Source organism: Mucilaginibacter sp., from assembly GCF_035492695.1.
GTDB lineage: Bacteria > Bacteroidota > Bacteroidia > Sphingobacteriales > Sphingobacteriaceae > Mucilaginibacter.
Genome location: NZ_DATJJC010000005.1, coordinates 105,969 through 130,322, shown reverse-complemented (window position 1 = coordinate 130,322; position 24,354 = coordinate 105,969). Strand labels below are relative to the sequence as shown.

Below are 24,354 nucleotides of genomic sequence, written 5' to 3'. Positions count from 1 at the left end.
TTACTCAACGGAAATTAAGGGAATCCGTCGAATTTTACTTAATAATTAGCTAAGTTAATCATTAATTTACAATTTTGCTATATCGGTACAAGCCGTAGATTATATCAATAAATGCTCTTTCCCTTAATCAATAGGTCCTGTTGATTAGAATCACATACCGCAAATGAGAAGCCGCTTTGAATGGCATAGGCCCCATACTCACCTTTTTTATTGATAGCCAGGAAACCAACCTGTATTTGTTTTGCCGTTTCCGGTTTCTTTTTGATGATGCGTTTTACTGCTTCCTTGCAGGCGTCTTCCGGCGAATAGCCCTGTCGCATCAATTCGACAACCAAAAAGCTGCCCACGTTGCGGATCACTTCTTCACCTACCCCTGTAGAGGTAGCGCCGCCCACTTCGTTATCTACATACAAACCCGCGCCAATGATGGGGCTGTCGCCCACGCGGCCATGCATTTTGAAAGCCATGCCGCTGGTAGTGCATGCTCCTGAAAGATTGCCTTTGGCGTCAATGGCCAGCATGCCTATAGTGTCGTGATTGTATTGATTTCCGGGAATGCCCTGTTTGTTCTCGATGTTAATTACCGGGCTATATTTTGCTGTTTTCAGCCATTCTTTCCACGCCTTTTCTGATTCTGGCGTCAATAGCTTTTCCTTTTTAAATCCTTGTTCTACCGCAAATTGGGTTGCGCCTTCGCCAACCAGCATTACGTGCGGCGTTTTCTCCATCACAAGCCTTGCCACCGATATCGGGTGAGCGATATGTTCAATGGCCGCAACCGAACCGCAATTGCCAAACTCGTCCATAATACAGGCGTCCAGCGTTACGTGGCCATCGCGGTCGGGGTAACCGGCGCGGCCCACGGTATGATTTTTCATATCGGCCTCGGGTATTCTTACTCCTGCCTCCACGGCATCGAGCGAGCGGCCGCCCTTTTCGAGGGTCTTCCAGGCTTCCTTATTGGCTACGATGCCGAAGTCCCAGGTGGAAATGACGATGGGGAATTTTGCGTCTGTAGTTTTAACCAGTGTTTCGGCCACGGCCGACCGTGACAAGGCGGCGAGCGAAGCCCCCGCAGCGGATACTTTAATAAATTTACGGCGATTGTACATGCCGCTAATATAAAGTATTTAATAACGAACACCGAATATTGAAGTGTTCTGTGATCGTTATTCGAAATTCATTATTCGATATTCACTTTACTGCCCGGCCGTATTCATAACCGGCCGCACTTCCACACTGCCGCCAAATTCAAATACCGGGCATTTGTCTGCTATGGCCTTTGCGGCGTCCATACTTTCAGCGTTAATAACCAGTATCGAACTTACCTGGTCGCCATCAGTAACGTAAGGCTCACTTTTGAGCGATTTCCCCGTTCCGCTTATCGTTAACCCGTCGCTCGCCACCCGGTAACCGCTTGCCAGTTTGCCCGACTTGCCCAGTTCGCCCATATACTCCTGCCATTTTTTGATATTGGCTTTCACAGCTTCGTCCGACGATGGTTTAAAATCGGCTTTAAAGCGGATAATAAATAAAAACTGTGTCTTGCCCGGATTCACAACCTGCTGGGCAAACGAGGAAAAAGCTAAGGCCGCAAATGCAATTGAAAGGAATACGTATTTTTTCATGACCGGTATTTTCAATGCTTAACAATCAAACTCGTGATAAGTGTCGTGTTTGGTGAAACTAATCGTTTCCAATCTCTTCATCACTATCAACGATCTCCCGGCACCGCTCCAAATCCCGCGCAAATATTTTAAGCTTGATACCGCCGCCACCCTGGTTATAAGCCGGGTAAATGCTGCCCATGTTTTCATCGGCTAAAAAACAGGGGATATCGTTCGCCTCCAGCTTGGCGCGAATAATCTCGGCCAGCATCGGGTCGAAATAGGTTTCAAAAGTTATAATCTCTTCTTCTTTGCTCATCTTAAAGTTTAATTAGTCGTATGGCCAAAAATGAGAATTTGTTTTGGTTAATTTGGCATAATTATGAACCGCATCGACCGTATATCGGCTATACTGATCCACCTGCAATCGCGCAGGGTGGTAAAGGCAAGCGATATTGCCGACCGGTTCAATATCAGCCTGCGCACGGTTTACCGCGATGTAAAAACGCTGGAAGAAGCGGGTATACCCCTCATTGGCGAAGCCGGAGTGGGTTATTCCATTATGGATGGCTATCGTTTGCCGCCTGTGATGTTTACAAGGGAGGAAGCAACCGCGTTTCTTACAGCTGAAAAGCTGATGGAAAAACTTACCGACCCATCATCGGATGAGAATTATAAGTCGGCCATGTACAAAATACGGTCCGTGTTGCGCATGGCCGAAAAGGATTTTTTGGACAACATCGACGGGCATATCGAAGTGCTCAAAAGCAGGAGAACGTCGAACACCCAACTCTACCTGAACCCTTTGCAGGTAATTTTAAAGGGCATAGGTGAGCGTACCGTACTGTCTATTCATTATTTTGCCATGCACAACCAGCAGCGCAGCGAACGCTGTATAGAACCAGTGGGCGTTTTTTATCAGGACAACTATTGGCACCTGATAGCCTGGTGCCGCTTGCGAACGGATTACAGGGATTTCCGGCTCGACCGGATATCAGATATTTCCCTTACCGGCGAGCGTTTCAAGACGTTGCATCCTAACCTGAAAGAATACATTTCGCGGCAGGCAAAGGAAAGAAACCTGGAGGAAGTGATCATCAGGGTAGAAAAAAGTATCGGCCCTTACCTGAACGAGCAAAAATATTATAATGGTTTTGTGTCGGAACGTGAAGTGGATGGGATGATAGAAATGACGTTCCTTACCGGGTTTGTTGAGGGATTTGTGCGCTGGCTGATGATGTATGGCGATATGGCCATGATAGTAAGTCCGTGCAGCCTGAAGGAAAAGATCAAAGAGCTATCCGGCATCATCATGGCGCGGAACAGCTAAAACTATTGGGTGTATTTTTCGTACAGCTTATTCCACCCACTCAATTTTCCAATCAAATACGATACATTCAGCATTAGCTTAAACACAGATGCAGGTACACTTGCAGGGCGCGCCAGTGCCTTGCACTTCATCTTCTTAACCATATATCCCATCATCCTCATATTTACCGATCCGCTTTCATTCAAATAACCGTCGTTCACCAAACCATTATAGCACTGCATAAGCCGTACCTGGTCAAGCGCGGGCCGGTATTCTATCAGGGTTTCCAGTTCTTCATCCTTATTATTAATAGCTGCATGCCGTTTCCCTTTCGGTACGATCACTTTTTCCCCGGGACCCGCAACATGTTCCTTACCATCCATGAGTACTTTGATCTCGCCTTTTTTAACATAATATATCTCGTCCTGGTAGTAATGCAAATGCTGGAACGGAAGTTTTACCCCGGGCTTTGATATCCACTGCATGGTAAAAGCATAAGGTGTTAATGAAATTGCGGTCAGGGCCTCACCGTTGATAGGATTGATAGATTGCTCGTAAATATTAATAGCCATTATACAAGGTTTATCCGGGTGTGCATTCAATTTAGGTTGCGGGGCATTCAAATATACAGCAATTGAACGTCGTGTCAACTAAAAACGTAGGTTCTTTTGTAACAAATTATGCACATTTTTTTGCCTGCTGACATAGGGCTGTCATTAACAGATGGTTGTTTTGTAACATCAAAAGGCAAAAAATATGGATACTGAAAGATATTGGATAACAGTCGTATCAAAAGATCATATCAAGCGCGGGGTGGCCGGCGGGTTTATGCAGGCCAATCATGGTAAACCCGGTTCGTTAAAAAAGCTCCATCCAAACGATTGGGTGATATTTTACTCGCCGAAAGTAACTTATGAAGGGGATGAAAAACTACAGGCCTTTACCGCGATAGGGCAGGTGGCCGACGGGAAGCTTTATCAGCATAAAATGTCGGATGATTTTATTCCCTACCGTCGCAATGTTAATTATTACGCCTGTAAGGATGTTCCCATCGTGCCGCTGATAGGTTCGCTGGATTTTATCCGCGATAAAAAAGCCTGGGGATTCAGGTTCCGTTTTGGCTTTTTTGAGATAGGCATGCACGATTTTTATTTACTGAAGGAGAAAATGATAAAACCAAAACAATAACGCAATACATCAATTTTTACAAATAACAATCAACAACAACATCATGGCAAATCTAACTTTAAAAACATCCATCGAAGTAAATGCACCGGCTGACAAAGTTTGGGAAGCATTGACAAACCCTACAATTGTGAAACAATATTTTTTCGGCACTAATGTGAAAACCGATTGGAAGAAAGGAAGCCCGATACTTTGGGAAGGGGAGTGGGATGGAAAAACCTACCAGGATAAAGGTACCATACTGGAAGTTGATCCGGGTAAGTCGGTGAAATACAATTATTGGAGTAGTATGTCCGGAACCGAAAATATCCCCGAGAATTATTTGGACATTACTTATGACCTATCCGAAAAAGGCGGGAAGACGGAGCTTACCATCATCCAGGAGCATATCAAAAGTGAAGATGCGAAAAATCATTCTGAGCAAAACTGGCAATCGGTTTTCGGAAAGATGAAGGAGATGGTGGAAAGTGGAAATATTTAAGTATTTGTTTAATTAAACTTTACAAATGTTTGTTAATAAATTATTTATAATTCATTATAACTTTTTTGAATAACCAAAATGCAGTATATTTTAGCCGAACAGGAAAAGTTTTATGTAGCAGGAATAGCAATTAAAACTATAAATAAAGACGATCAGTCGTCGAAAGATATTGGTGGCTTGTGGGAAAGGTTCATGTCGGAAAATATCATAGAGAAGATTCCCGGAAAACTATCGGATGATATCTATTGCGTATATACCGACTATGAAAGCGACCATAACGATTGGTACCGTGCAGTGATAGGGTGCCGGATAGACGAACCCCAAATAAACACCGGGTTATTTATGGCATTGGTGCCCGATGGCAACTACCGCAGGTATAAACCACAGGGGCAATTTCCTGATTGTGTTGCCGGCACATGGCGGCATATATGGGACAATTGCTCTGACAGGAAATATATCGCGGACTACGACCTTTACAAAGCCGGCGCTAACAGTTTTGAGGAAACGGAAACAGAAATTTATGTGGGGGTTGTTTAACTGTCTGAACCGGGATTAAACGGATTTAAGCGATTTGTCGAAAAAATAACGGCTGATCAGATGAATCTGTCAGATCTGTTTAATCCCGGTTCAGACAATTACCGATTGAACGTTAATCGTTTACCGCTTTTACCTTCTATCAAACTTCCATTACTGTAGGCCAGGTTGCCTGATACTAAAGTATGCATAACCTTAGACCGGAATGTAGTGCCTTCAAATGGGCTCCATTTGCATTTGTATAACAGGTTGTCTTTGTTTACGTTCCAGGGGTTATTTAAATCAACCAGCACCAGGTCGGCCCAGTACCCCTCGCGTATGTAGCCGCGTTTTTCTATCTCAAAACAAATCGCCACATTATGCGCCATTTTTTCGGCAATTTGTTCCAGCGTTATTTTATCTTGATGATAAAGCTCCAGCATTGCTGGTAACGCGTGCTGTACCAACGGCCCGCCCGATGGGGCCTGCAAATAAGGCTGCGACTTTTCTTCCAGTGTATGCGGGGCGTGGTCGGTGGCTATCACATCTATCCGGCCGTCCAGCACAGCTTTCAATATGCCCTCCCTGTCGCGTGCTGTTTTTACGGCCGGGTTCCATTTTATCAGGTTGCCCCTGGTTTCATAATCCTCGTCGCTAAACCATAAATGATGTATGCAGGCCTCGGCCGTTATCCTTTTGTCTTTTAACGGGGTGTCATTGCCGAAAAGCCAGGTCTCTTTTTCTGTCGAGATATGCAGGATGTGCAGCCTGGTGTTGTACTTTTTAGCCATTTCAACCGCCATGGACGACGACAAGTAGCAAGCCTCTTCGCTGCGTATTTTTGGGTGAAACTTTACAGGAATATTTTCGCCCAGCAGCTGTTTGTAGTGCGCCAGGTTACTTTTTATGGTAGCCTCATCCTCGCAATGGGTGGCAACCAGTATGGGCGCCTGCGCGAAGATATGCTCCAGGGTAGTGGGGTTATCTACCAGCATGTTCCCGGTGGATGAACCCATGAATACCTTAATGCCGCAGACATTTTTAACGTCCGTCTTTAATACCTCGTCCAAATTGTCGTTAGATGCGCCCATGAAAAACGAGTAGTTAGCCAGCGAGTTACGGGCAGCTATCTCATATTTTTGTTCAAGTAATTCCTGCGTTAAAGTATTGGGTACGGTATTAGGCATTTCCATAAACGAGGTAATGCCCCCCGCCACGGCCGCCCGAGATTCGGAATGAATATCAGCCTTATATGTCAGGCCCGGCTCGCGGAAATGCACCTGGTCGTCTATACAGCCCGGCAAAAGATAAAGCCCTTCGGCGTTGATGGTCTGGTCTGCCTGTTCGTTTATTTGCCCGTCTATGCGTTCTATCAACCCGTCCTTCACCAGCAGGTCGCTTACAAATTGTTTGTTCTCGTTAACAATGGTTGCGGATTTGATCAGGATCGTCGACATAAGCGGATTTTGAATTTATGTTGCAAAGTTAAGAAAACCACCTTCAAAGGACACATTCGAAATCAAACATTCAAATTTCGACATGCCCCAATCTTTTACCTTTATCCCTTCTGATGTCTTCCAGACTTATGCGGACTTTCGGACTTCCCGACTAAACACGTCTTTCCCGTCTCAGTTATCTTTCGGACTTACGCGGACTTTCGGACTTCCCGACTTAAAGTCTATCTTTGCCCCATGTCAACCGGCTTCGAAGATTTTAAGTTTAACAAACAGGTATTGAATGCTATTGCAGACGCCGGTTATACCGAAGCTACCGCTATTCAGCAAAAAGCTATACCGCCTATATTAAACGGGCAGGACGTAATGGGCATAGCGCAGACAGGTACCGGGAAGACAGCAGCTTACGTGTTGCCGATCATCATGCGTCTTAAATATGCGCAGGGCGAACAGCCCCGCGCTCTGATCATAGCGCCTACGCGGGAACTTGCCATCCAGATAGAGGAAAACGTCAGAACGTTTGCAACTTACACCGATCTGCGTGTAGTAACACTTTACGGTGGATTGGGCCCTAAAACGCAAATTGAACAGGTGGGCAAGGGTGTTGATATCATTGTCGCAACACCGGGACGTTTTATGGATATTTACCTGGCTGGCCATATTGTGACTAAACAATTGCAGGTACTGGTGCTGGATGAGGCCGATAAAATGATGGATATGGGCTTTATGCCCCAGATAAACCGTATACTGGAAGTGGTGCCTCGCAAACGTCAGAACCTGCTTTTTTCGGCAACCATGTCCGATAAGATCCGTGAACTGTCCGCTAATTTCCTGGAGTTCCCGACAATTGTCGAGGTTACCCCGCAGGCCACACCAGCGCAAACGGTAACACAAAAGCTTTACCTGGTGCCCAATATCCGCACCAAGATCAACCTGTTAAAACACTTACTGGACGGGGAGACGGATATTAAAAAGCTGATGGTATTTTGTAAAACACGTACCAATGCCGAAGATGTATATAAATTCCTGCACCGCCGTTATGGCGAACAGGGGGTGAAAGTACTGCACGCCAATAAGGGACAAAACACCCGCATCAACTCCATCAACGCATTTAAGGACGACAAAGTGAAAATGCTGGTATCAACGGATGTGGCTGCCCGTGGTATCGACGTGAGCGATGTTAGCCATGTGATCAACTTTGATGTGCCTTTTGTGATAGAAGATTATGTGCACCGGATAGGGCGCACCGGCCGCGCTTTCAATTCGGGCGAAGCCATCACATTTTGTACCCCGGCCGAAGAATATTATATCCGGAAGATCGAAAAACTCATCCGCCAGGAAATACCGGTATTAGCTTTGCCGGAAGAAGTATTTGTTGAAGAAACGCCTTACGAAGAACGCCAGGCCCAGGCCCGTGAAATAGACGACCAGAAACGAAAAGAAAACCCTGATTTTAAAGGCGCCTTCCACGAAAAAAAGACAGTCAATCAGCGTAAAAAATTTGACGCTGCAAAGGAGAAAAAATATAAAGGTAGGGGCGGAAAGGTGAAAGGGAAAAGGTAAGTAAATAATGAATATTATAATAAAAAAGGATGTTATTTCGATGAGCCCTGAAGGGTGGTGTGCAACCGGGCGAAGAGAAATCTTAAACAACATGCAATCCGCTTTGCCACATTGTATAAGATTTCTCCTCGCTGCGCTCGTTCGAAATGACATAAATTAGTATGAAAACCAGATTTCGCATTACCCCACTCAATTTTGCTGCCGCATTCCTGCTGTTTTTGGCTGTTTATATTTGGCTGTACGGCATCAGTATTATGGGTGGGCATTATCCGCATGCGCTTAAAAGCGGCTTGTTTGCAGGTATATTCCTGCTGTTCGCCATGGTGGTGTCATTTATGGATATCATGCTGCGCAATTTCTTCCGCGAAACTAAAAAACTGTGGATCGTTGAGTTAAGCTTTATAACTTTGGCGATTATTATATTTTTACTTGTTAAATAAAAAGATGAAGAAAGCTGAGATCAAACTCACAATTGACCTTGACGATGCCAATGTGCCGCAAAGCATTACCTGGGAATCCACCGATGCTGAAAATAAGGAGGCCCTGCCTGTAAAATCAATGATGCTGGCCCTGTGGGATCACAACTATAAAAATACGCTCCGTATCGATCTTTGGACAAAAGATATGCCGGTTGACGAGATGAAACGTTTCTTTTACGAAACCCTGCAAACCATGGGCGATAGTTTCCTGCGTGCCACCGGCGAGAAGAACATAGTAGAAGACCTTCGCGATTACTGTGCCCACTTTGCCGATAAAATGGAAATCAGCCAGAATAAATAATGAGACTTTCATCATTCATCTCCTTCGCGGGTTTTGTGATGCTCATAGCAGCAACCTACTGCCCCCTTTTTCGCCCGCTGCACATAGTTAACTGGAACATGTATAAGGCCAATATGCCCTATGGCATTGTTGTTTTACTCGTAGCAATAGTTGGGATAGTGGGCGTAGTTTTTATGCAGCATAAAATAGTCCGCCTTACCGCATGGTTATCGCTCGGACTTATTGTCCTGTTTTATTTTCTTTCACTGCTCAAGATCCATTACTCATTCAATTTTATTCCCTTCCATTCGTTCGAGCGGTTTTTGGAAAGGCAGATCAAATTTAAATGGGGCTGGTGGCTGCTGGGCACGGCGCCTTTACTTGCAATAGCCGGAACGCTAAAGAAAAAGCCCGGGTATAAACCACCGGTACCGGTTGGTGAGTCTGCTGAGTAACCTATTAATTTTCACCTGATTGAGCCACATTACCAATATGCAATGAGCGAAATACCCGGCATCACCGACCTGCAGCTTCATGAATTAACCGACCTGGTTAGAAAATTGCATGGTTTCGATTTTTCGGGGTATTCCAAAGCTTCTTTAAAAAGACGCCTGTCGCGCATTGTTATGCTCAAAAAAATGAGCCTGGGCGAACTTCACAAGCAATTAAACGCCGACCCGCATTTTTTTCAATGGTTCCTGGAAGAGATCACGGTAAATGTCACCGAGATGTTTCGCGATCCGATCTTTTTCAAGGCGCTGAATACCCAGGTTATACCTCATTTTGAAAAGCTGCAGCATATACGGGTCTGGAGCGCAGGATGCTCATCGGGCGAGGAGGTATATTCGTTGTCCATCCTGCTTAACCTTGCCGGCTTCGGCAACAGGTCTTTCATTTACGGTACAGATATCAATCTTGAAATGCTGAATGAAGCACGAAAAGGCGTCTATAACCTCCGGAAAATAAAAGCCTACCAGGATAATTATATCCAATCGGAACTACCCGGCTCACTTACCGATCATTTTACCATGATGCATGACGCGGCGGGGGTCCACAGCACGTTCAGGCAAAATGCCTTGTTTTCGGTTCATAATCTTATAACAGATAGTGTTTTCAACGAATTTCACCTGATTAGTTGCAGGAACGTTTTCATTTATTTTGAAGCCGCTTTGCAGGAGAAGATACTCACACTTTTTTATAACAGTTTGGCGCCCGGCGGCTTCCTGTGCCTGGGTACGAAAGAAACTATCCGTTTCCCTGATATGAAACATAAATTCAGGGTGATCAATTCAAAAGCCAATATTTACCAGAAACTGGAAGGTTAGCCCCTTAAAATAATCTGGTTTGTCCCACGCCAAGTACGCGGGCCTCATGCTCAAGCAGCCACTTTTTTCGCCAAAGCCCGCCGGCATACCCGGTCAGGCTGCCGTCCGAGCCGATAACCCGGTGACATGGCACAACAATAGCCAAATCATTTTTACCATTGGTTGACGCAATTGCCCTGATGGCCAAAGGGTTGTTCATTATTTTCGATTGCTGCAGGTAACTTATAGTTTTGCCATAGCCTATTTTCAAAAGGCATTGCCAAACCTCTTGCTGAAAGGCAGACCCCGGCTGCTGAATTGGAAAATCAAATTCTTTTCTTTCCCCTGCAAAATACTCATCCAGTTGCCGGGCAGCCATTTGAAGCAGGGGAGTGGATTGTTCTTCCTCGTCGCCTGCAACATCCCGGATATTAACGGAAGAGATAAATCCTTCATGTTCCCGTATTCTGATAACGCCGATAGGAGATGGATGATAGATAGTTGGCATTGGGTAAAGTTAAGGCATAATGCTGAAAGCATAAAGATGGAAGGCTTTTTTGATATATAGCGCCTTTTACCTTTATCCTTTGCCCTTTCACCTCCCAAAAAACTATCTTTGCACTCAATGGAACTTTACAGCCAAACCCTTCACCTGCTTAAAAAGGAGATACTGCTCGAATGGCGCTCCAAATACGCCTTTAACGGGGTTTTACTGTACGTGGTCTCAACGGTTTTTGTTTGTTATATCTCATTTCGGCTGACACCTGGTTTTGAGGGCAGCGCCGGTTACCCTATTGTCTGGAATGTGTTATTTTGGATCATCATGCTTTTCGCATCGGTCAATGCCATCGCCAAAAGTTTTTTGCAGGAAAGCAAGGGCAGGCTTCTGTATTATTACTCCATAGCAAGCCCCAGGGCTATCATTCTATCCAAAACTATTTACAATATCCTGCTCATGTCGTTGCTCAGCGTGCTCGCGCTGCTGGTCTATATTCTTTTCTTTAACAATACCATCGGCGACCCGCTGTTCTATTTTCTATCGGTTATTCTCGGCAGCATCAGCTTTTCTACGATATTCACCATGATATCCGCCATAGCCTCCAAAGCAGGCAACAATGGCACCCTGATGGCTATCCTGAGCTTTCCTGTTGTTATTCCCGTTATACTCGTACTCGTCAGGTTAAGCAAAAGTGCCATGGATGGACTCGACCGCAGCGCCAGCTACGGTAATATGGGCGTACTGTTTGCCATAAACGCCATCGTCATTGCAACTGCATTATTGCTCTTTCCTTATCTGTGGAAGGATTAACCTAGAAAATTATCACATCATAGCCTTGTTTATCAACTAATTAAGTTCTTATTTAGAATTATTTTAATCTTAATTTGGATTAAGTCTAAATAAAGATTTATTTTGCGGCATCAAACTTCATAAAATGAAACCCGCAACTTTTACCGCATCTGTTTTTTTTTCGCTGTTATCAACCAGCCTGTTCGCCCAAAAAGCGACAACATCCGAAGACTCCCTGAATAATAATACCTCAAAGAGCGCCACCACTATAGGCGGCTATGGCAATGTATTTTACCAGCGCAACTCGGCTTTGCAAACCTCTAAGATCAACCTGGAACGGTTTGTGTTGTTCACCGGCCACAAATTCAACGATAAAATTTCTTTCTTTTCCGAACTGGAAGTTGAGGACGCCAAAGTTTCAGGAGGTGAAGATGGCGGCGAGGTAGCCATAGAACAAGCGTATCTTAAATTTAACCTGAATGCCAACCAGTATATTACAGCTGGCTTGTTCCTGCCGCGCATAGGAATATTGAACGAGAACCACTTGCCTAATACATTCAATGGGAATGAGCGTAATTATGTAGAAACTTTTATTCTCCCGTCCACCTGGCGCGAGTTGGGTATTGGATTTTATGGCAACGTTAATAACCTGCCTTTAAACTATAGCGTCGGCGTATTTAACGGGTTAAGTTCCGAAGGATTCGAACATGGTTCCGGCATTCGCGAGGGCCGCTTCGAGGGGCGGAATGCCAGCGCCAATAACCTGGCGGTTACGGCTGCGGTGCAGTATAGCCCCGGTGATTTTAAATTCCAGGTATCCGGCTATTATGGCGGAACGGTCGGCTTCAGCAAGCGAAAGGCGGATAGCCTCGGTCTTAATTCGGGCACTTTCGGTACACCAGTAGCAATTGGCGAAGCGGATATGATCTATACTCATAATGGTTTTGAAGTGAGGGTTTTAGGAACTATCGTCTCCATTCCTGATGCAAGTAAGATCAACCAGGCGTATGCCAGCAACACCCCTAAAACAGAATATGGCGCCTATGCCGAAGTAGGGTACGACCTGCTGCATAGCTTCCGGAACGATCATGATAAGCAGCTGATCGTCTTCGTCCGCGATGAGAAGTTTAATGTCAATGCTTCGATACCATCAAATGGCGTCGTAGATGGCACATTGAACCAGAATCACGTGGTGGCTGGGTTTACCTACCTGCCTACCCGCAACGTGGCGATCAAAGGCGACGTGCGGCTGGTTCATACTGGTGCACAAAACGCCGATCTGATCATCAACCCAAGCCCTGTTGCGCAGCCGTACCAACAGAATTATAACCTGGTCAATCTCGGTGTAGCCTTATCATTCTGACAAACATGGATAGAAGAAATTTCATCAAACAGTCCTGCACAGTATGCGTGGCGCTTGGCGCAGGCATATCAATTGCATCGCTATCATCGTGTGCCACTGCGTCGGTATACCAATCGGCTATTGAATCGGGTAAGGTTGCAGTGCCGGTATCGTTATTCGCCCAAAACGATTTCCGGATCATCCAGCCAAACAAATTCTTTTACAGCATAGGCTTGCAAAAAGAAAAAGACGGCACTTATACCGCTCTGCTTCTAAGATGTACCCACGCCGATAATCAGCTCAACGCGACAGGTAAAGGCTATCAATGCAGCCTTCACGGCAGCACATTTGATAAAGAGGGGAAAGTTACAAAGGGCCCTGCCGAAAGATCGCTGAAAAAATATCCTACGGAAGTTATATCCGACAAAATTATCATCCACTTAAGTTAAACTTATGAAAAATATATTTATCACAGCATTTTGCCTGGCCGCAATAGCAATAGCCGGCTGCAAAAAAGACAGTACAAATAACGATCAGAATACGTCAGCCTCGACAGAGCAGAACGTGCTGACCGATTTTGCAGCTGTACTGGTAAACCCCAATTACCAGGATATCCAGGCAAAGGCATTGATCATGAACAATGCTATCGTTACATTCAATGCAACCCCGAACGACGCTAACCTTGAAGCTGTCCGAACAGCCTGGAAAAATACCCGCGCTGCCTGGGAACAATGCGAAGGCTTCCTGTTCGGCCCCGTCGAGGATTTTGATTACGATCCCACAATGGACGACTGGCCACTGAATAAAGCCGACCTGGATAACCTTATAGCCAGCGACAACCCGCTTGGAGTTGCCGATATTGAACAACTGGGCACCACGCTCAAGGGCTTTCACGCTATTGAATACATCATATTCGGCGTGGGCGGCACACAAAAGGCAGCGGACATTACCGACCGCGATAAGGTATACCTGGCGTCGCTGGGTCAAAGCCTTTATAACACCACTACCGAACTTAGGAATAGCTGGGACCCGACCCAATCCAACAGCTTTACCGCGCAGGTGGTTAACGCGGGTAAGGGCAGCACGCGATTCACCACACGTAAGGATGTTTTCCTGGCCCTTGTAGGGTCAATGGCCGATATATGTAACGAGGTGGCCAATGAAAAAATGCAGACCCCTTTCGCCGCACAAGATTCTACACTCGACGAGTCATCATTTTCGCATAACTCTGTAAATGATTTCAGGAATAACATCACTGGCGTTTTGAACGCTTATAAATGCCAGTACGGCAGTGCAACGGGCCACAGCTTGAGTGAGCTGGTTGCCTCGAAAAATACTTCGCTCGACAGTAAGATACAGGCGCAGATCAATGCAGCAATATCATCTTTTAGCGGCATAACCGTCACTTATGAAAAAGCTATCTATAGCCAGCAAACACAGGTTAAGAATGTGCAGGCCGCTATAAGGACTTTAAAGGAAACGATAGAGGGCGACTTAACTGATTTCGTTAATACCAATATTAAGGACTAACATTTAAGTGAAGAAGTTTAAAATAACAGGTTTACTTGCATTGCTGGTGCTGTTTTTGGTCGAATGCCAGAAATCGGCTGTATTTCCGGAAGATCAATATGATGAAAGGCTTTCTGCGGGCGTTGCAACGGTTTTTGATGCCACATCCAAGGCCTTTGGGGCCGCATTTCCGACGCTTTCAACTTATGACGAGTACGTGCACGAAAAGGGTGACCAGGTTTTCAGCCAAACATTTGTTACTGCGCCTGCTCCTATACACAGCGGCCTTGGGCCCCTGTTTAATAATACATCATGCGAGTCGTGCCATCACAACGATGGTATAGGTTTGCCCACTGCCGGCGATAACCGTTCATCTTTACTGATGCGGATAAGCCTGCCCGGCGCGGACGAACACGGTGGCCCCGTAGCGGTACCCGGCTATGGTTTACAGGTGCAGGACAAAGCCGCCTACGGCAAGCAGCCAGAGGCGAAGGTTAATTTGGCCTACACCTATCAATCTTACTCTTTTGACGATGGCGAAGAATATAACCTTAGAACGCCCGTTTACACCTTATCAAATCTATATACGCCCATTTCCGGTAGTTATCTGCTGTCGCCCCGGCTTGCCCCGCCAATGATAGGTTTGGGTTTACTGGAGGCTGTTCCGGAAAGCCAGATAGTTGCCTATGCCGACCCAAATGATGCTAATGGCGACGGGATCAAGGGCGTAGCCAACTATGTATGGGACGTCACCACAAAATCAATTCAGCTTGGCCGTTTTGGCTGGAAGGCGAATACAGCTTCAATCATTACACAAGTAGCAACAGCCTTTAACCAGGATATGGGGCTTACAAGCAAAATATTACCCGTCGAAAATAGTTACGGCCAGGCGCAGGACGATGGCATGAAAGATGATCCGGAATTACCGGATAGTACGTTGAACGCGGTCAAATTCTATGCACAAACGCTATCTGTCCCTGCGCGCCGCAATGTGACTGATGCGACGGTAAAACGCGGGCAGCAACTTTTCATGCTGGCTAAATGCGGCACTTGCCACCGGCAAACCTTAACCACCGGCATCAATGTAGCCTTCCCGGCCGTCTCCAACCAGGTAATACACCCGTATTCAGATCTGCTTGTGCATAACATGGGTGCTGGCCTGGCCGACAACCGTCCCGATTTTAAAGCCGACGGCCAAAGCTGGCGTACCGCGCCGTTATGGGGTCTTGGGCTGTATGAAAAGGTAAATAATCCCGGCTATTATTTACACGACGGACGCGCACGTACCCTAGTTGAAGCCATCATGTGGCATGGCGGCGAGGCGGAGCAATCCAAAGTTTACTATGCACACCTTTCCAAAGCCGACAGGGACGCTGTGTTGAAATTCCTGTACTCATTGTAAATGATTTATTACAGGCGCTGCATTAAATTGCGGCGCCTGCTTCATTATTTATTCACAATAAATACTTTTCTTCGCGTTATAAATGCCTGTTAAAGTATTTTTGTTAAATGAGCGTAAAAGGGCTTATTCTGATCTTATTTCTTTTCCCATTCATAAGCCGGGCGCAAACTACCACTATTTCAGGTAAAATAACTACCAATGTGTCGCATACCGGTATTGGTAATGTGAGTGTTTTCCTCAGCAACTCATCATTCGGTACAACTACTGCCGACGACGGCACTTTCAGGCTAACCGGGGTAAAGCCCGGGCAGTATACACTGGTTGCCAGTTCCATCGGCTTTGAGGAATTTACCAGGGCAGTTTTAGTGGGAAGCGATCCTATAAATCTTGATATCACGCTAAATCCCAAAGTTAACCAGCTAAGGGGAGTGGTTATCAGCACCCCTGCCGACTGGAAGCGAAATTATGAGATGTTCAGAAAGCAGTTTATTGGCGATGACGAGAACGCCAGGAAGTGCGACGTACAAAACCCCCACGAATTAAACCTGATATACCACGGCAAGAAACTGCAATTGGAGGCATGGACCAACGATTTCCTCGTGATCGAAAATAGGGCGCTGGGTTATCGCGTCAAATTCCTGGTCGACACATTTTCTTCATCCGGCATACAGGATATTACCCAGTGGCAGGGGCAGGTGGTTTTCCAGGAACTTCCGGGCAGCGCATCGCAGAAAAAAGCATGGAAGCAAAAACGTGCCGAAACCTATTATGGGTCATCGCGTCATTTTTTACGTTCGCTGTATAAGAACACATTGGGGCAGGAGGGGTTTATCGTGTATAAACTTAGCCGCGAGCTAAATCCCGACAGGCCGGATGAAGGCGTCATCTTAAACAATATCAAAAAATTTCAGCAAAGTTTCTATCGCGATTCGCTAAATTACTGGATATCCAAACAGAACATGTCCAGGTATTATCACGAAAACCTGGTCAGGCAGCCTTTGCAGCCTTATCAAATTTGTGCCACTACAAGCCAACCCGGTATATTTCTGCTGCATTTTACAGACTGTCTTTACGTGATCTATACCCGCCGGCACGAAGAAACGGATTTTAAGGATGTGTACAGGCCCCTGGATATGGAGAATTTTGAAACAAGCATCTTAACTCTGCACGGGCCTTATGCGGTGTTCGACATGAATGGTGTAATTTTTAAAGATGTTCCGTTAAGTGAGGGTACCTGGTCAAAATCCAAAATAGCCGATCTGCTTCCGTTTAACTACTCACCCGAGGACGATAAATAAGCTTCTGGGCGGAAAGCAGAAAGATCAAAGCTTTATATTTCATTTTACCATTATTTGCTTTCCGCTTACCTTTATCCTTTCACCTTTTACCTTTCGCCACAAAACAGTACCTTTACACCCTCAAATCAAGCATGAAGATCATTTATCAAACCTGGTGGAAAGTATTGGCGGTCGTGCTGATATTTTATACACTTATTGCCGGGTTCCTTATCCCAGTACCCGTATTGCCCATCCTGCACGAGACCATACGAAACTTATACTTCCACGTGCCAATGTGGATCGGGATGATGTCGGTGTTGACCATATCTGTTATCTTCAGTATTATGTACCTCAATACCGGCAAAGAAGAGTACGACCTGGCATCTGTTGAATGTGTAAACGTCGGCTTGTTATTTTTTACGTTGGGATTAATAACAGGAATGATGTGGGCCAGGTTTACCTGGGGCGAATTCTGGAGCGGCGACCCCAAGCAAAATAGCGCGGCTATAGCCTTCCTGCTGTATTGTGCCTACCTGGTGCTCCGCAACTCGATGGACGAGGAGCAAAAACGGGCCAAAATATCTGCCATTTACAATATTTTCGCCTTTCCGGTAATGATCGTGTTGATATTCATTTTACCAAGGCTGACGGATTCCCTGCATCCGGGCAATGGCGGAAACCCCGCTTTCGGTAAATACGACCTGGATAGCCGTATGCGGTTGGTGTTTTATCCGGCGATGGCGGGTTGGGCTATCTTTTCCGTCTGGATCGCAACTATCCGCTATCGTATACGTTTGATAGAGCATAAAAGAAATAACATAGACTTATGATCCTGTTATTGTACAAATAAGTTTTTTGAACCAAATTTGAACCAAGATACCTGATGAAAAAATTATTGATCCTTGTTTTGCTTACCTTATCAAACATTGTTGTTTTTGCGCAGGAAAAAGCCGGGACGGGTATGGCCGACGATTTTTACAAGTCGGGCAGGATTTACGTTGTTATCGCCACGGTTGCCATAATTTTCGCTGGTTTAGCCATTTACCTGTTCCTGATGGACAGGCGATTGAAAAAAATCGAAAAAGGGAATTAGGCAAAAAAATAAGCCAGTTTGATTTAAACACAGGTTTGTGGTAATTATTCAATGGTGTAGCTAAAACACTAATAATTTTAAATTTGCAATATTGGTAATTTTAGTACCAAATTTGTGCACTTTTTTAAGAATCTTATAATTATTCAATTCTAAATTATGGCAAATAATATTCTGCTCGCCGATGAGGAAACCCATTTTTTCGGCGACGTATGTAAGAATTTCGACTATGCGGCACAATTTACCAAACACGATGCCGGGCTATTAGATCAGATAAAATCATGTAACAGTGTTTACCGTTTTCGCTTCCCTATCCGTAAGGGCGATGGCTTCGAAGTGATAGATGCATGGCGTGTTGAACACTCCCAGCACCAGTCGCCAACCAAGGGGGGGATACGATATAGCGAGATGGTGAACGAGGATGAGGTAATGGCCCTTGCGGCTTTGATGACCTACAAGTGTGCTATTGTAAATGTTCCTTTCGGAGGGGCGAAGGGCGGTATTAAGATCAATCCTAAAAATTACACCGTACAGGAATTGGAAAATATCACCCGGCGTTACACGGTCGAATTGATCAGGAAAAACTTTATCGGTCCAAGCATCGACGTTCCGGCACCGGATTACGGTTCGGGCGAGCGCGAGATGAGCTGGATAGCCGATACTTATGCCACCATGAATCCAGGCCAGCTGGATGCGATGGGCGCTGTAACTGGCAAGCCGATTGCCCTGCATGGTATTGCTGGCCGCCGTGAGGCTACGGGCCGGGGCGTAGCTATAGCTATCCGCGAATGTGTGAGCGTGGCCGAGGATATGACCAGGATAGGCTTAACAACAGGCATATCCGGTAAACGGGTTATTGTACAAGGCTTGGGTAACGTTGGTTACCACTCTGCTAAGTTCCTTGCCGAATTTGGCGCTATCATAGTTGGTCTTTGCGAGTTTGAAGGCGCAATTTATAACGCCGATGGCCTGGATGTTGAAGCGGTATTCCAGCACCGCAAAAATACGGGGTCCATCCTGGGGTATGCTGGTGCGAAAAAGGAGTTCAAAAACTCGATGGAAGGGCTGGAGCAGGAGTGCGATATTTTAGTGCCGGCAGCATTGGAAAACCAGATAACGGATACCAATGTAAAAAAAATCAAGGCAAAAATTATTGCCGAAGGCGCTAACGGTCCAACATCCCCTGAAGCGGAAACTATTTTTTACAGTAAAGGCGGGCTTATCATCCCTGATATGTATGCCAATGCCGGCGGTGTTACCGTGTCGTACTTCGAGTGGCTTAAAAACCTTTCGCATGTTGCTTTCGGCCGCATGAACCGCCGTTTCGAGGAAACTGCCAATACCAACCTGGTGAATATGGTTGAAGGTATAACCGGCGTAGCTTTAACTCCTATGCAGCGCTCTACCATTATCAAAGGAGCATCAGAACTTGAGCTGGTAAATTCAGGATTGGAAGATACCATGATCAGATCGTATCACGAGATCAGGGAGACTTACAAAAATACAGAGAAAATTGATACACTGCGCACTGCGGCATTTGTAGGCGCTATCAATAAAATAGCGGTATCCTATAAAAACCTGGGCGTTTGGCCGTGATAATTTTCCACAATGAAACTGGAGGAGGCGGGTATTTATATCCGCCTTTTTTGTTGCGTGTCAATTTTAAGTTATTATAAAATTGATGGGAGATTTATTAAACCTAATTTAATATAGTTAAATTGCACAATGGTTTCCTTATCAACCGATAATGAAGAGCAACCAATTTATAAACTAAACATTATTTAATGGCTACACGTTCAATACGGTAATACGATGTCCGCTATAATTTTTGTGCGCATGTTTAATAAAATATTTATAGTTTGCATATAATTATATATGGAAAGACGTCGGCGAAGGTCAGGACGAACCAGCAGAAAGGTTAGAAAGGTTCTAAAAAAAATAAAGCCTGTCTGGATCATAAAAGCTATTCTTTACGGCCTTGGAGTTTATTGTTTTCTTTATTGTAAAAGGGAATATGCTGTTACGCTGATAAGCTTCCAGTCTGTTGTTGTCACCGGTATTATTTCGGGGCTTATACTTTCCTTTATTATCGAACGACAGTACAAATATTACCTTTTTTCCATCATATTATTCGGCAGCCTGTTTATGGCGGTATTGTTTAAAATTAACCGGAGTTTTGCCAGCAGTAAAGAAGAGAAAATAAAGGCCCAGATACTTAATAAGGCGGTTAAGTCGGCTAAAACCGAAGGCTCAAGGGTTAACATCGAATATAACGATTTTAGCAAGGATATTGATATTGAGCGCATACAGGAATACCTGATGGGCCCGTCTGATTTTATCATCCTGACCGCACACAAAGGCGGCCTCGGATATTATATCATCACCTATAAGGAGCTTGTCGGCCAATAAGTCGCTTTTTTTATATAATCCCCCTTTTATATTTAATTTTGCTTCTTTAAATTGATTCTAAATAAGATTAATGACTTGTAACAGTCATTTTAATGATTTGTATCAATCGTTATTAATATAACGTTTTGTATTTTTGCAGAAACATTTCGTAAACCGCAGATGAAGAAGAGTTCAATATTTGGTATAGTTGTAATTGCGGTGGCGATAGCTGTGATAATAAGCACCTACGCCAGCTCAAGTACTTATGCCTCTTTCCGCGAAGCAAAACAAACAAATAGCGAATTGCATGTAATAGGGCACCTGGATAAGCAAAAGGAACTGTATTACGATGCTACAAAGGACGCTAACTATTTTTCCTTTTATGTAAAGGATGATAAGGGAGACGAGTGCAAGGTTGTATTTACAGGTACCAAGCCCGAAGACTTTGAACGCTCGCAGCAAATTGTGCTTACCGGAAAAATGGTGAATGACGAATTTCACGCATCCAAAATATTGATGAAATGCCCGTCGAAGTACACCCAGGATAAATTAGAAACTACAGAGGTCTCAGCTAAAAAGGCCGATATATAATTAATGGCAATAGATTACAAAGGTGAACACCTTTTCCCGGGGCATTTAGGTCAGATTTTTGTTGTACTTTCTTTCGGAGCGGCACTGCTCTCGCTGATAAGCTATTATTACGCAACTACTGATAAAACAGGAAGCGATAAATCGTGGCATAAACTGGCCCGAATTGCGTTTTTTATCAACTCTGCATCCATCATTGGTGTAGGCAGTTGTCTTTTCTACATTCTGTATAACCATTATTTCGAATACCATTATGCCTGGAACTACACGTCGCGCTCGTTACCGGTTTACTATTTGGTATCGGGCTTTTGGAACGGACAGGAGGGCGGCTTCCTGCTCTGGACGTTCTGGCAGGCAGTTTTGGGTAACATTTTGATCTGGAAAGCCAAATCGTGGGAACGGCCCGTGATGACAGTTATCGCACTTTCGCAGGTTATACTGGCCACCATGATATTAGGGATCGATATTTTCGGGCAGCGCATAGGCAGTTCGCCGTTTTTACTGCTGCGAAACGCGATGGAAGCACCCATCTTTCAAAGCCCCGATTATCTTTCTTTTATAAAGGACGGCCAGGGCATGAATCCCTCGCTCCAAAACTACTGGATGGTAATTCACCCGCCAACGCTTTTTCTCGGTTTGGCATCTATGGTTGTGCCGTTCGCCTATGCAATAGCCGGCCTTTGGCAGCGAAAATATAAGGAATGGATAACGCAGGCTATCCCTTATGCATTATTTGCGGGTATGGTACTGGGTACCGGTATCATAATGGGGTCGTTTTGGGCGTATGAGTCATTAAACTTTGGTGGTTTCTGGGCATGGGACCCTATCGAAAATGCTTCCGTTTTTCCGTGGCTTACATTGGTTGGTGCACTGCACGTTATGATCGTGTACAAAAATACGGGCCATTCTTATATCATGGCTACATTTTTGGTGCTCATCAGCTTTGTATTAGTTTGGTATTCATCTTTCCTGGCACGCAGCGGCATACTGGGCGACACATCCGTACACGCATTTACCGACCTGGGGATGTTCTGGCATTTGGTCATCGGTATTTTGATCTTCCTGATCCTGTCAATTTATCTGCCGGTTATCCGCTGGAAGGAGCTTCCCCGCTCAACCAAAGATGAAGACACCTACTCGCGCGAATTCTGGATGTTCGTCGGTTCTGTTTTCCTGGCGCTTTCATGTTTGCAGTTGGTTGTGGTTACTTCGGTACCGGTGTGGAACGCCATATTCGGCACTAAAATAGCTCCGCCTTCAAACCAGGTGGCGCTATACAATGTTTTTCAGTCAGCTTTCGCTATCCTGGTTACCACACTTGCCGGGTTTACCCAGTTCCTGAAATATAAAAAGACAGATCGTGCCAAATTCCTGGCGCAGGCCATAACGTACCTCATCGTTGCAATATTGGTAGCTGTTATCGTAATATATTTCACGGGTATATACCGGCTCAAGGTCGTTTTCATGTTGCTGATGCTCGGCGCTGTTTATTCTGTTTTTGTAAACGGCAAAGTGCTGGTTGATGCTTTCAAGGGCAAATTCAAACTGGCCGGATCGGCGGTTGCGCATATTGGTTTTGGTTTGCTGATGGTAGGGGCGCTTATTGCAGCAGGTACAAGCAAGGTGATCTCTGAAAATACTACCGGAGAACAATTCAGCCCTGATTTTGCCAAAGAAAGTAATCCGAAGGAAAATGTTATCGTTTACCGTAATGAACCTGTAAAAATGGGCCCTTATACAGTAAGTTACGTAGGCGATTCCGTATCGGCGCCCGATCATTTCTTTAAGATATTATATCAACGGCTGGATAATGCCGGCAAGGTGCAGGAACAGTTTATGTTAAAACCCAAAGCACAGGTAAACAAGCAAATGGGAGGCTTTGCTGCTTCGCCTGATACCAAGCATTATCTTTTTCACGACTTGTACACACATATCACGATGTTTAACGCACTAACCCCTGATGAAAACTCGCAGGGAGACGAAAAACATGGCGAAGACGACGATAAAAATTATGATCCGCCTATACCGCACCAGGTTAAGGTGGGCGATACCATACGCTATCGCGACGGTTATATCGTGTTCAAAGGATTAGGCTTGGACAACAAAGTGGCCAACTTGCAGCTTGGCAAAAACGAAGCTGCCGTTGGCGCCGACCTGGAGGTAGTATCCCATGGTAAAACTTATGCGGCAAGGCCTTTGTATGTTATGAAAAGTAACGGGGTATTCGGTTTTCCTAAAAAGATAGACGAGGCTGGCTTAAAACTGGCCCTTACCAAAATTACACCTGCTACCAAACAAGCCGAGATAACTGTTTATCAGCAGCCGGAGGGCAAAAGGAAATTTATAGTAATGCGGGCTATCGAATTTCCGTATATCAATTTCTTCTGGTCGGGCACCATCATTATGGTCATCGGTTTCCTGATGTCAATATTCAGGAGGAATAAAGAGTTGAAGACAAGTTAAATTCGGCGTACATTTACGAAAGTATATCCGCTGTCTGTGTCTCTACAGACAGCAATTCAAAATATGCGCATCACCATCATCGGTTCGGGCAATGTAGCCACCCATTTAGGGGCAGCCTTCAGAAATGCGGGTCATACCATAGTGCAAGTCTACAGCCGGGATATACAACATGCATCGATACTTGCCTACCATATTAAAGCCGAAGCTATTAATGACTTCGGAAAAATCAACGGCGACACCGACCTGTTCATCATCTCGGTAAAAGATGACGCGATAGGAGGGCTGGCTAAAAAACTTGCCAGGTACGGTAAGCTGCTCGTCCATACCTCCGGTGCTACTTCATTGAACGAGTTGTCGCAATACACTTCAAACGCAGGAGTATTTTACCCCCTGCAAACCTTCAGCAAAACCAAAGAAGTAAATTTCAATACCGTTCCGCTTTGCATTGAAGGTGCCGATGAGCAAATAAGCCGGCAATTAGAAGCCTTGGCGCAATCCATTTCCCAAAGTGTTTACCGGGTTGATTCTGAAAAACGTAAAATATTACACCTGGCAGCGGTATTCGCCTGTAATTTCCCCAATTACCTGTATTACGCGGCCGGCTCCATTATGGAGCAAAATGGCCTTGATTTTGACATGCTAAGACCCCTGATAATGGAAACAGCCTTTAAGGTACAGGGACATTTACCCCAAAATGTTCAGACCGGCCCGGCTATCCGTAATGATGAAAAAACGATGGCCGAACACCTGAAACTATTGCAGGATAATGCCGGTTTACAGCAGGTGTATACCTTGTTAAGTCAGATGATTATCAAAATGGATAAATAGGGTA

General features: G+C 45.1%; 28 protein-coding genes. 22 read left to right on the top strand and 6 right to left on the bottom strand.

The window, feature by feature from the left end:
- Window positions 1–104: 104 nt before the first annotated feature.
- The 3 genes from VL525_RS02335 to VL525_RS02325 form a co-directional block, all read right to left on the bottom strand.
- Window positions 105–1,112 (bottom strand): N(4)-(beta-N-acetylglucosaminyl)-L-asparaginase, encoded by a 1,008-nt coding sequence (locus VL525_RS02335; protein ID WP_325382897.1) that lies wholly within the window; start codon window positions 1,110–1,112, stop codon window positions 105–107.
- An 87-nt stretch (window positions 1,113–1,199) separates the two neighbouring features.
- Window positions 1,200–1,628, bottom strand: coding sequence for a YciI family protein (locus tag VL525_RS02330; RefSeq protein WP_325382895.1), 429 nt, complete (start codon window positions 1,626–1,628; stop codon window positions 1,200–1,202).
- A gap of 58 nt (window positions 1,629–1,686) precedes the next feature.
- Window positions 1,687–1,926 (bottom strand): DUF2007 domain-containing protein, encoded by a 240-nt coding sequence (locus VL525_RS02325; RefSeq protein WP_325382893.1) that lies wholly within the window; start codon window positions 1,924–1,926, stop codon window positions 1,687–1,689.
- Between the two features lie 63 nt (window positions 1,927–1,989).
- Here VL525_RS02325 and VL525_RS02320 point away from each other — a divergent pair, with 63 nt between their 5' ends.
- Window positions 1,990–2,937 (top strand): YafY family protein, encoded by a 948-nt coding sequence (locus VL525_RS02320; protein WP_325382891.1) that lies wholly within the window; start codon window positions 1,990–1,992, stop codon window positions 2,935–2,937.
- Window positions 2,938–2,939: 2 nt separating this feature from the next.
- Here the strand turns inward: VL525_RS02320 and VL525_RS02315 are convergent, their stop codons facing one another.
- Window positions 2,940–3,488, bottom strand: a complete 549-nt coding sequence (locus tag VL525_RS02315) for a cupin domain-containing protein (protein ID WP_325382889.1) — start codon at window positions 3,486–3,488, stop codon at window positions 2,940–2,942.
- 184 nt (window positions 3,489–3,672) lie between these two features.
- Here VL525_RS02315 and VL525_RS02310 point away from each other — a divergent pair, with 184 nt between their 5' ends.
- From VL525_RS02310 to VL525_RS02300, 3 genes are all read left to right on the top strand, one after another.
- Window positions 3,673–4,104 carry an EVE domain-containing protein gene (locus VL525_RS02310; RefSeq protein WP_325382887.1) on the top strand — a complete coding sequence of 144 codons (432 nt, stop codon included), beginning with the start codon at window positions 3,673–3,675 and terminating at the stop codon, window positions 4,102–4,104.
- 43 nt (window positions 4,105–4,147) lie between these two features.
- Complete coding sequence (locus VL525_RS02305) at window positions 4,148–4,582, top strand: SRPBCC domain-containing protein (RefSeq protein WP_325382885.1); 435 nt, start codon at window positions 4,148–4,150, stop codon at window positions 4,580–4,582.
- A gap of 78 nt (window positions 4,583–4,660) precedes the next feature.
- Entirely contained in the window at window positions 4,661–5,119 is a 459-nt protein-coding gene (locus tag VL525_RS02300) for a GyrI-like domain-containing protein (protein WP_325382883.1), read from the top strand.
- Between the two features lie 98 nt (window positions 5,120–5,217).
- Here the strand turns inward: VL525_RS02300 and VL525_RS02295 are convergent, their stop codons facing one another.
- Window positions 5,218–6,552, bottom strand: coding sequence for a dihydroorotase (locus VL525_RS02295; RefSeq protein WP_325382880.1), 1,335 nt, complete (start codon window positions 6,550–6,552; stop codon window positions 5,218–5,220).
- A 234-nt stretch (window positions 6,553–6,786) separates the two neighbouring features.
- On the opposite strand from VL525_RS02295, the gene VL525_RS02290 reads away from it, so the two are divergent.
- The 5 genes from VL525_RS02290 to VL525_RS02270 all read left to right on the top strand — a co-directional run bounded on the left by VL525_RS02290 (window position 6,787) and on the right by VL525_RS02270 (window position 10,196).
- Entirely contained in the window at window positions 6,787–8,112 is a 1,326-nt protein-coding gene (locus VL525_RS02290) for a DEAD/DEAH box helicase (RefSeq protein ID WP_325382878.1), read from the top strand.
- A gap of 161 nt (window positions 8,113–8,273) precedes the next feature.
- Window positions 8,274–8,552, top strand: coding sequence for a hypothetical protein (locus VL525_RS02285; protein ID WP_325382876.1), 279 nt, complete (start codon window positions 8,274–8,276; stop codon window positions 8,550–8,552).
- A gap of 4 nt (window positions 8,553–8,556) precedes the next feature.
- Window positions 8,557–8,892, top strand: a complete 336-nt coding sequence (gldC, locus tag VL525_RS02280; RefSeq protein ID WP_325382874.1) for a gliding motility protein GldC — start codon at window positions 8,557–8,559, stop codon at window positions 8,890–8,892.
- On the top strand, window positions 8,892–9,326 hold the full coding sequence (locus VL525_RS02275) for a hypothetical protein (protein WP_325382872.1): 435 nt from the start codon (window positions 8,892–8,894) through the stop codon (window positions 9,324–9,326). Before gldC ends, VL525_RS02275 begins: the two co-directional genes overlap by 1 nt.
- Before the next feature lie 42 nt (window positions 9,327–9,368).
- Complete coding sequence (locus VL525_RS02270; RefSeq protein WP_325382870.1) at window positions 9,369–10,196, top strand: protein-glutamate O-methyltransferase CheR; 828 nt, start codon at window positions 9,369–9,371, stop codon at window positions 10,194–10,196.
- A gap of 4 nt (window positions 10,197–10,200) precedes the next feature.
- On the opposite strand, the gene VL525_RS02265 is transcribed toward VL525_RS02270, so the two are convergent.
- Window positions 10,201–10,683 (bottom strand): methylated-DNA--[protein]-cysteine S-methyltransferase, encoded by a 483-nt coding sequence (locus tag VL525_RS02265; RefSeq protein ID WP_325382868.1) that lies wholly within the window; start codon window positions 10,681–10,683, stop codon window positions 10,201–10,203.
- A 117-nt stretch (window positions 10,684–10,800) separates the two neighbouring features.
- On the opposite strand from VL525_RS02265, the gene VL525_RS02260 reads away from it, so the two are divergent.
- The 13 genes from VL525_RS02260 (at window position 10,801) to VL525_RS02200 (ending at window position 24,350) form a co-directional block, all read left to right on the top strand.
- Window positions 10,801–11,484: a heme exporter protein CcmB gene (locus VL525_RS02260; RefSeq protein ID WP_325382866.1), complete on the top strand. Its 684-nt coding sequence runs from the start codon at window positions 10,801–10,803 to the stop codon at window positions 11,482–11,484.
- A gap of 124 nt (window positions 11,485–11,608) precedes the next feature.
- Entirely contained in the window at window positions 11,609–12,826 is a 1,218-nt protein-coding gene (locus VL525_RS02255) for a hypothetical protein (RefSeq protein ID WP_325382864.1), read from the top strand.
- A gap of 5 nt (window positions 12,827–12,831) precedes the next feature.
- Window positions 12,832–13,254: a Rieske (2Fe-2S) protein gene (locus tag VL525_RS02250; RefSeq protein WP_325382862.1), complete on the top strand. Its 423-nt coding sequence runs from the start codon at window positions 12,832–12,834 to the stop codon at window positions 13,252–13,254.
- A 4-nt stretch (window positions 13,255–13,258) separates the two neighbouring features.
- Window positions 13,259–14,335, top strand: a complete 1,077-nt coding sequence (locus VL525_RS02245; RefSeq protein WP_325382860.1) for an imelysin family protein — start codon at window positions 13,259–13,261, stop codon at window positions 14,333–14,335.
- 7 nt (window positions 14,336–14,342) lie between these two features.
- Window positions 14,343–15,716 (top strand): di-heme oxidoredictase family protein, encoded by a 1,374-nt coding sequence (locus VL525_RS02240; protein ID WP_325382858.1) that lies wholly within the window; start codon window positions 14,343–14,345, stop codon window positions 15,714–15,716.
- Window positions 15,717–15,823: 107 nt separating this feature from the next.
- Window positions 15,824–17,014, top strand: a complete 1,191-nt coding sequence (locus tag VL525_RS02235) for a carboxypeptidase-like regulatory domain-containing protein (RefSeq protein ID WP_325382857.1) — start codon at window positions 15,824–15,826, stop codon at window positions 17,012–17,014.
- Between the two features lie 131 nt (window positions 17,015–17,145).
- The gene (locus tag VL525_RS02230) at window positions 17,146–17,823 is read left to right on the top strand and encodes a cytochrome c biogenesis protein (RefSeq protein ID WP_414684720.1); all 678 of its coding nucleotides are present in this window, start codon (window positions 17,146–17,148) and stop codon (window positions 17,821–17,823) included.
- Between the two features lie 53 nt (window positions 17,824–17,876).
- On the top strand, window positions 17,877–18,086 hold the full coding sequence (locus VL525_RS02225) for a CcmD family protein (protein ID WP_325382855.1): 210 nt from the start codon (window positions 17,877–17,879) through the stop codon (window positions 18,084–18,086).
- 156 nt (window positions 18,087–18,242) lie between these two features.
- Entirely contained in the window at window positions 18,243–19,679 is a 1,437-nt protein-coding gene (locus tag VL525_RS02220; RefSeq protein WP_325382853.1) for a Glu/Leu/Phe/Val dehydrogenase, read from the top strand.
- A 279-nt stretch (window positions 19,680–19,958) separates the two neighbouring features.
- Window positions 19,959–20,492 carry a hypothetical protein gene (locus VL525_RS02215; protein ID WP_325382851.1) on the top strand — a complete coding sequence of 178 codons (534 nt, stop codon included), beginning with the start codon at window positions 19,959–19,961 and terminating at the stop codon, window positions 20,490–20,492.
- A 159-nt stretch (window positions 20,493–20,651) separates the two neighbouring features.
- Window positions 20,652–21,062 carry a cytochrome c maturation protein CcmE gene (locus VL525_RS02210; protein WP_325382849.1) on the top strand — a complete coding sequence of 137 codons (411 nt, stop codon included), beginning with the start codon at window positions 20,652–20,654 and terminating at the stop codon, window positions 21,060–21,062.
- Between the two features lie 3 nt (window positions 21,063–21,065).
- Window positions 21,066–23,522: a cytochrome c biogenesis protein CcsA gene (ccsA, locus tag VL525_RS02205; RefSeq protein WP_325382847.1), complete on the top strand. Its 2,457-nt coding sequence runs from the start codon at window positions 21,066–21,068 to the stop codon at window positions 23,520–23,522.
- Between the two features lie 63 nt (window positions 23,523–23,585).
- Window positions 23,586–24,350 carry a Rossmann-like and DUF2520 domain-containing protein gene (locus tag VL525_RS02200; RefSeq protein WP_325382845.1) on the top strand — a complete coding sequence of 255 codons (765 nt, stop codon included), beginning with the start codon at window positions 23,586–23,588 and terminating at the stop codon, window positions 24,348–24,350.
- The last annotated feature ends 4 nt before the right edge of the window (window positions 24,351–24,354 follow it).

What these genes read in the sequence shown, in the direction of transcription:
- VL525_RS02335 (WP_325382897.1), bottom strand. Translation starts at nt 1,112, where the DNA reads ATGTACAATCGCCGTAAATTTATTAAAGTATCCGCTGCGGGGGCTTCG.
- VL525_RS02330 (WP_325382895.1), bottom strand. Translation starts at nt 1,628, where the DNA reads ATGAAAAAATACGTATTCCTTTCAATTGCATTTGCGGCCTTAGCTTTT.
- VL525_RS02325 (WP_325382893.1), bottom strand. Translation starts at nt 1,926, where the DNA reads ATGAGCAAAGAAGAAGAGATTATAACTTTTGAAACCTATTTCGACCCG.
- VL525_RS02320 (WP_325382891.1), top strand. Translation starts at nt 1,990, where the DNA reads ATGAACCGCATCGACCGTATATCGGCTATACTGATCCACCTGCAATCG.
- VL525_RS02315 (WP_325382889.1), bottom strand. Translation starts at nt 3,488, where the DNA reads ATGGCTATTAATATTTACGAGCAATCTATCAATCCTATCAACGGTGAG.
- VL525_RS02310 (WP_325382887.1), top strand. Translation starts at nt 3,673, where the DNA reads ATGGATACTGAAAGATATTGGATAACAGTCGTATCAAAAGATCATATC.
- VL525_RS02305 (WP_325382885.1), top strand. Translation starts at nt 4,148, where the DNA reads ATGGCAAATCTAACTTTAAAAACATCCATCGAAGTAAATGCACCGGCT.
- VL525_RS02300 (WP_325382883.1), top strand. Translation starts at nt 4,661, where the DNA reads ATGCAGTATATTTTAGCCGAACAGGAAAAGTTTTATGTAGCAGGAATA.
- VL525_RS02295 (WP_325382880.1), bottom strand. Translation starts at nt 6,552, where the DNA reads ATGTCGACGATCCTGATCAAATCCGCAACCATTGTTAACGAGAACAAA.
- VL525_RS02290 (WP_325382878.1), top strand. Translation starts at nt 6,787, where the DNA reads ATGTCAACCGGCTTCGAAGATTTTAAGTTTAACAAACAGGTATTGAAT.
- VL525_RS02285 (WP_325382876.1), top strand. Translation starts at nt 8,274, where the DNA reads ATGAAAACCAGATTTCGCATTACCCCACTCAATTTTGCTGCCGCATTC.
- gldC (WP_325382874.1), top strand. Translation starts at nt 8,557, where the DNA reads ATGAAGAAAGCTGAGATCAAACTCACAATTGACCTTGACGATGCCAAT.
- VL525_RS02275 (WP_325382872.1), top strand. Translation starts at nt 8,892, where the DNA reads ATGAGACTTTCATCATTCATCTCCTTCGCGGGTTTTGTGATGCTCATA.
- VL525_RS02270 (WP_325382870.1), top strand. Translation starts at nt 9,369, where the DNA reads ATGAGCGAAATACCCGGCATCACCGACCTGCAGCTTCATGAATTAACC.
- VL525_RS02265 (WP_325382868.1), bottom strand. Translation starts at nt 10,683, where the DNA reads ATGCCAACTATCTATCATCCATCTCCTATCGGCGTTATCAGAATACGG.
- VL525_RS02260 (WP_325382866.1), top strand. Translation starts at nt 10,801, where the DNA reads ATGGAACTTTACAGCCAAACCCTTCACCTGCTTAAAAAGGAGATACTG.
- VL525_RS02255 (WP_325382864.1), top strand. Translation starts at nt 11,609, where the DNA reads ATGAAACCCGCAACTTTTACCGCATCTGTTTTTTTTTCGCTGTTATCA.
- VL525_RS02250 (WP_325382862.1), top strand. Translation starts at nt 12,832, where the DNA reads ATGGATAGAAGAAATTTCATCAAACAGTCCTGCACAGTATGCGTGGCG.
- VL525_RS02245 (WP_325382860.1), top strand. Translation starts at nt 13,259, where the DNA reads ATGAAAAATATATTTATCACAGCATTTTGCCTGGCCGCAATAGCAATA.
- VL525_RS02235 (WP_325382857.1), top strand. Translation starts at nt 15,824, where the DNA reads ATGAGCGTAAAAGGGCTTATTCTGATCTTATTTCTTTTCCCATTCATA.
- VL525_RS02230 (WP_414684720.1), top strand. Translation starts at nt 17,146, where the DNA reads ATGAAGATCATTTATCAAACCTGGTGGAAAGTATTGGCGGTCGTGCTG.
- VL525_RS02225 (WP_325382855.1), top strand. Translation starts at nt 17,877, where the DNA reads ATGAAAAAATTATTGATCCTTGTTTTGCTTACCTTATCAAACATTGTT.
- VL525_RS02220 (WP_325382853.1), top strand. Translation starts at nt 18,243, where the DNA reads ATGGCAAATAATATTCTGCTCGCCGATGAGGAAACCCATTTTTTCGGC.
- VL525_RS02215 (WP_325382851.1), top strand. Translation starts at nt 19,959, where the DNA reads ATGGAAAGACGTCGGCGAAGGTCAGGACGAACCAGCAGAAAGGTTAGA.
- VL525_RS02210 (WP_325382849.1), top strand. Translation starts at nt 20,652, where the DNA reads ATGAAGAAGAGTTCAATATTTGGTATAGTTGTAATTGCGGTGGCGATA.
- ccsA (WP_325382847.1), top strand. Translation starts at nt 21,066, where the DNA reads ATGGCAATAGATTACAAAGGTGAACACCTTTTCCCGGGGCATTTAGGT.
- VL525_RS02200 (WP_325382845.1), top strand. Translation starts at nt 23,586, where the DNA reads ATGCGCATCACCATCATCGGTTCGGGCAATGTAGCCACCCATTTAGGG.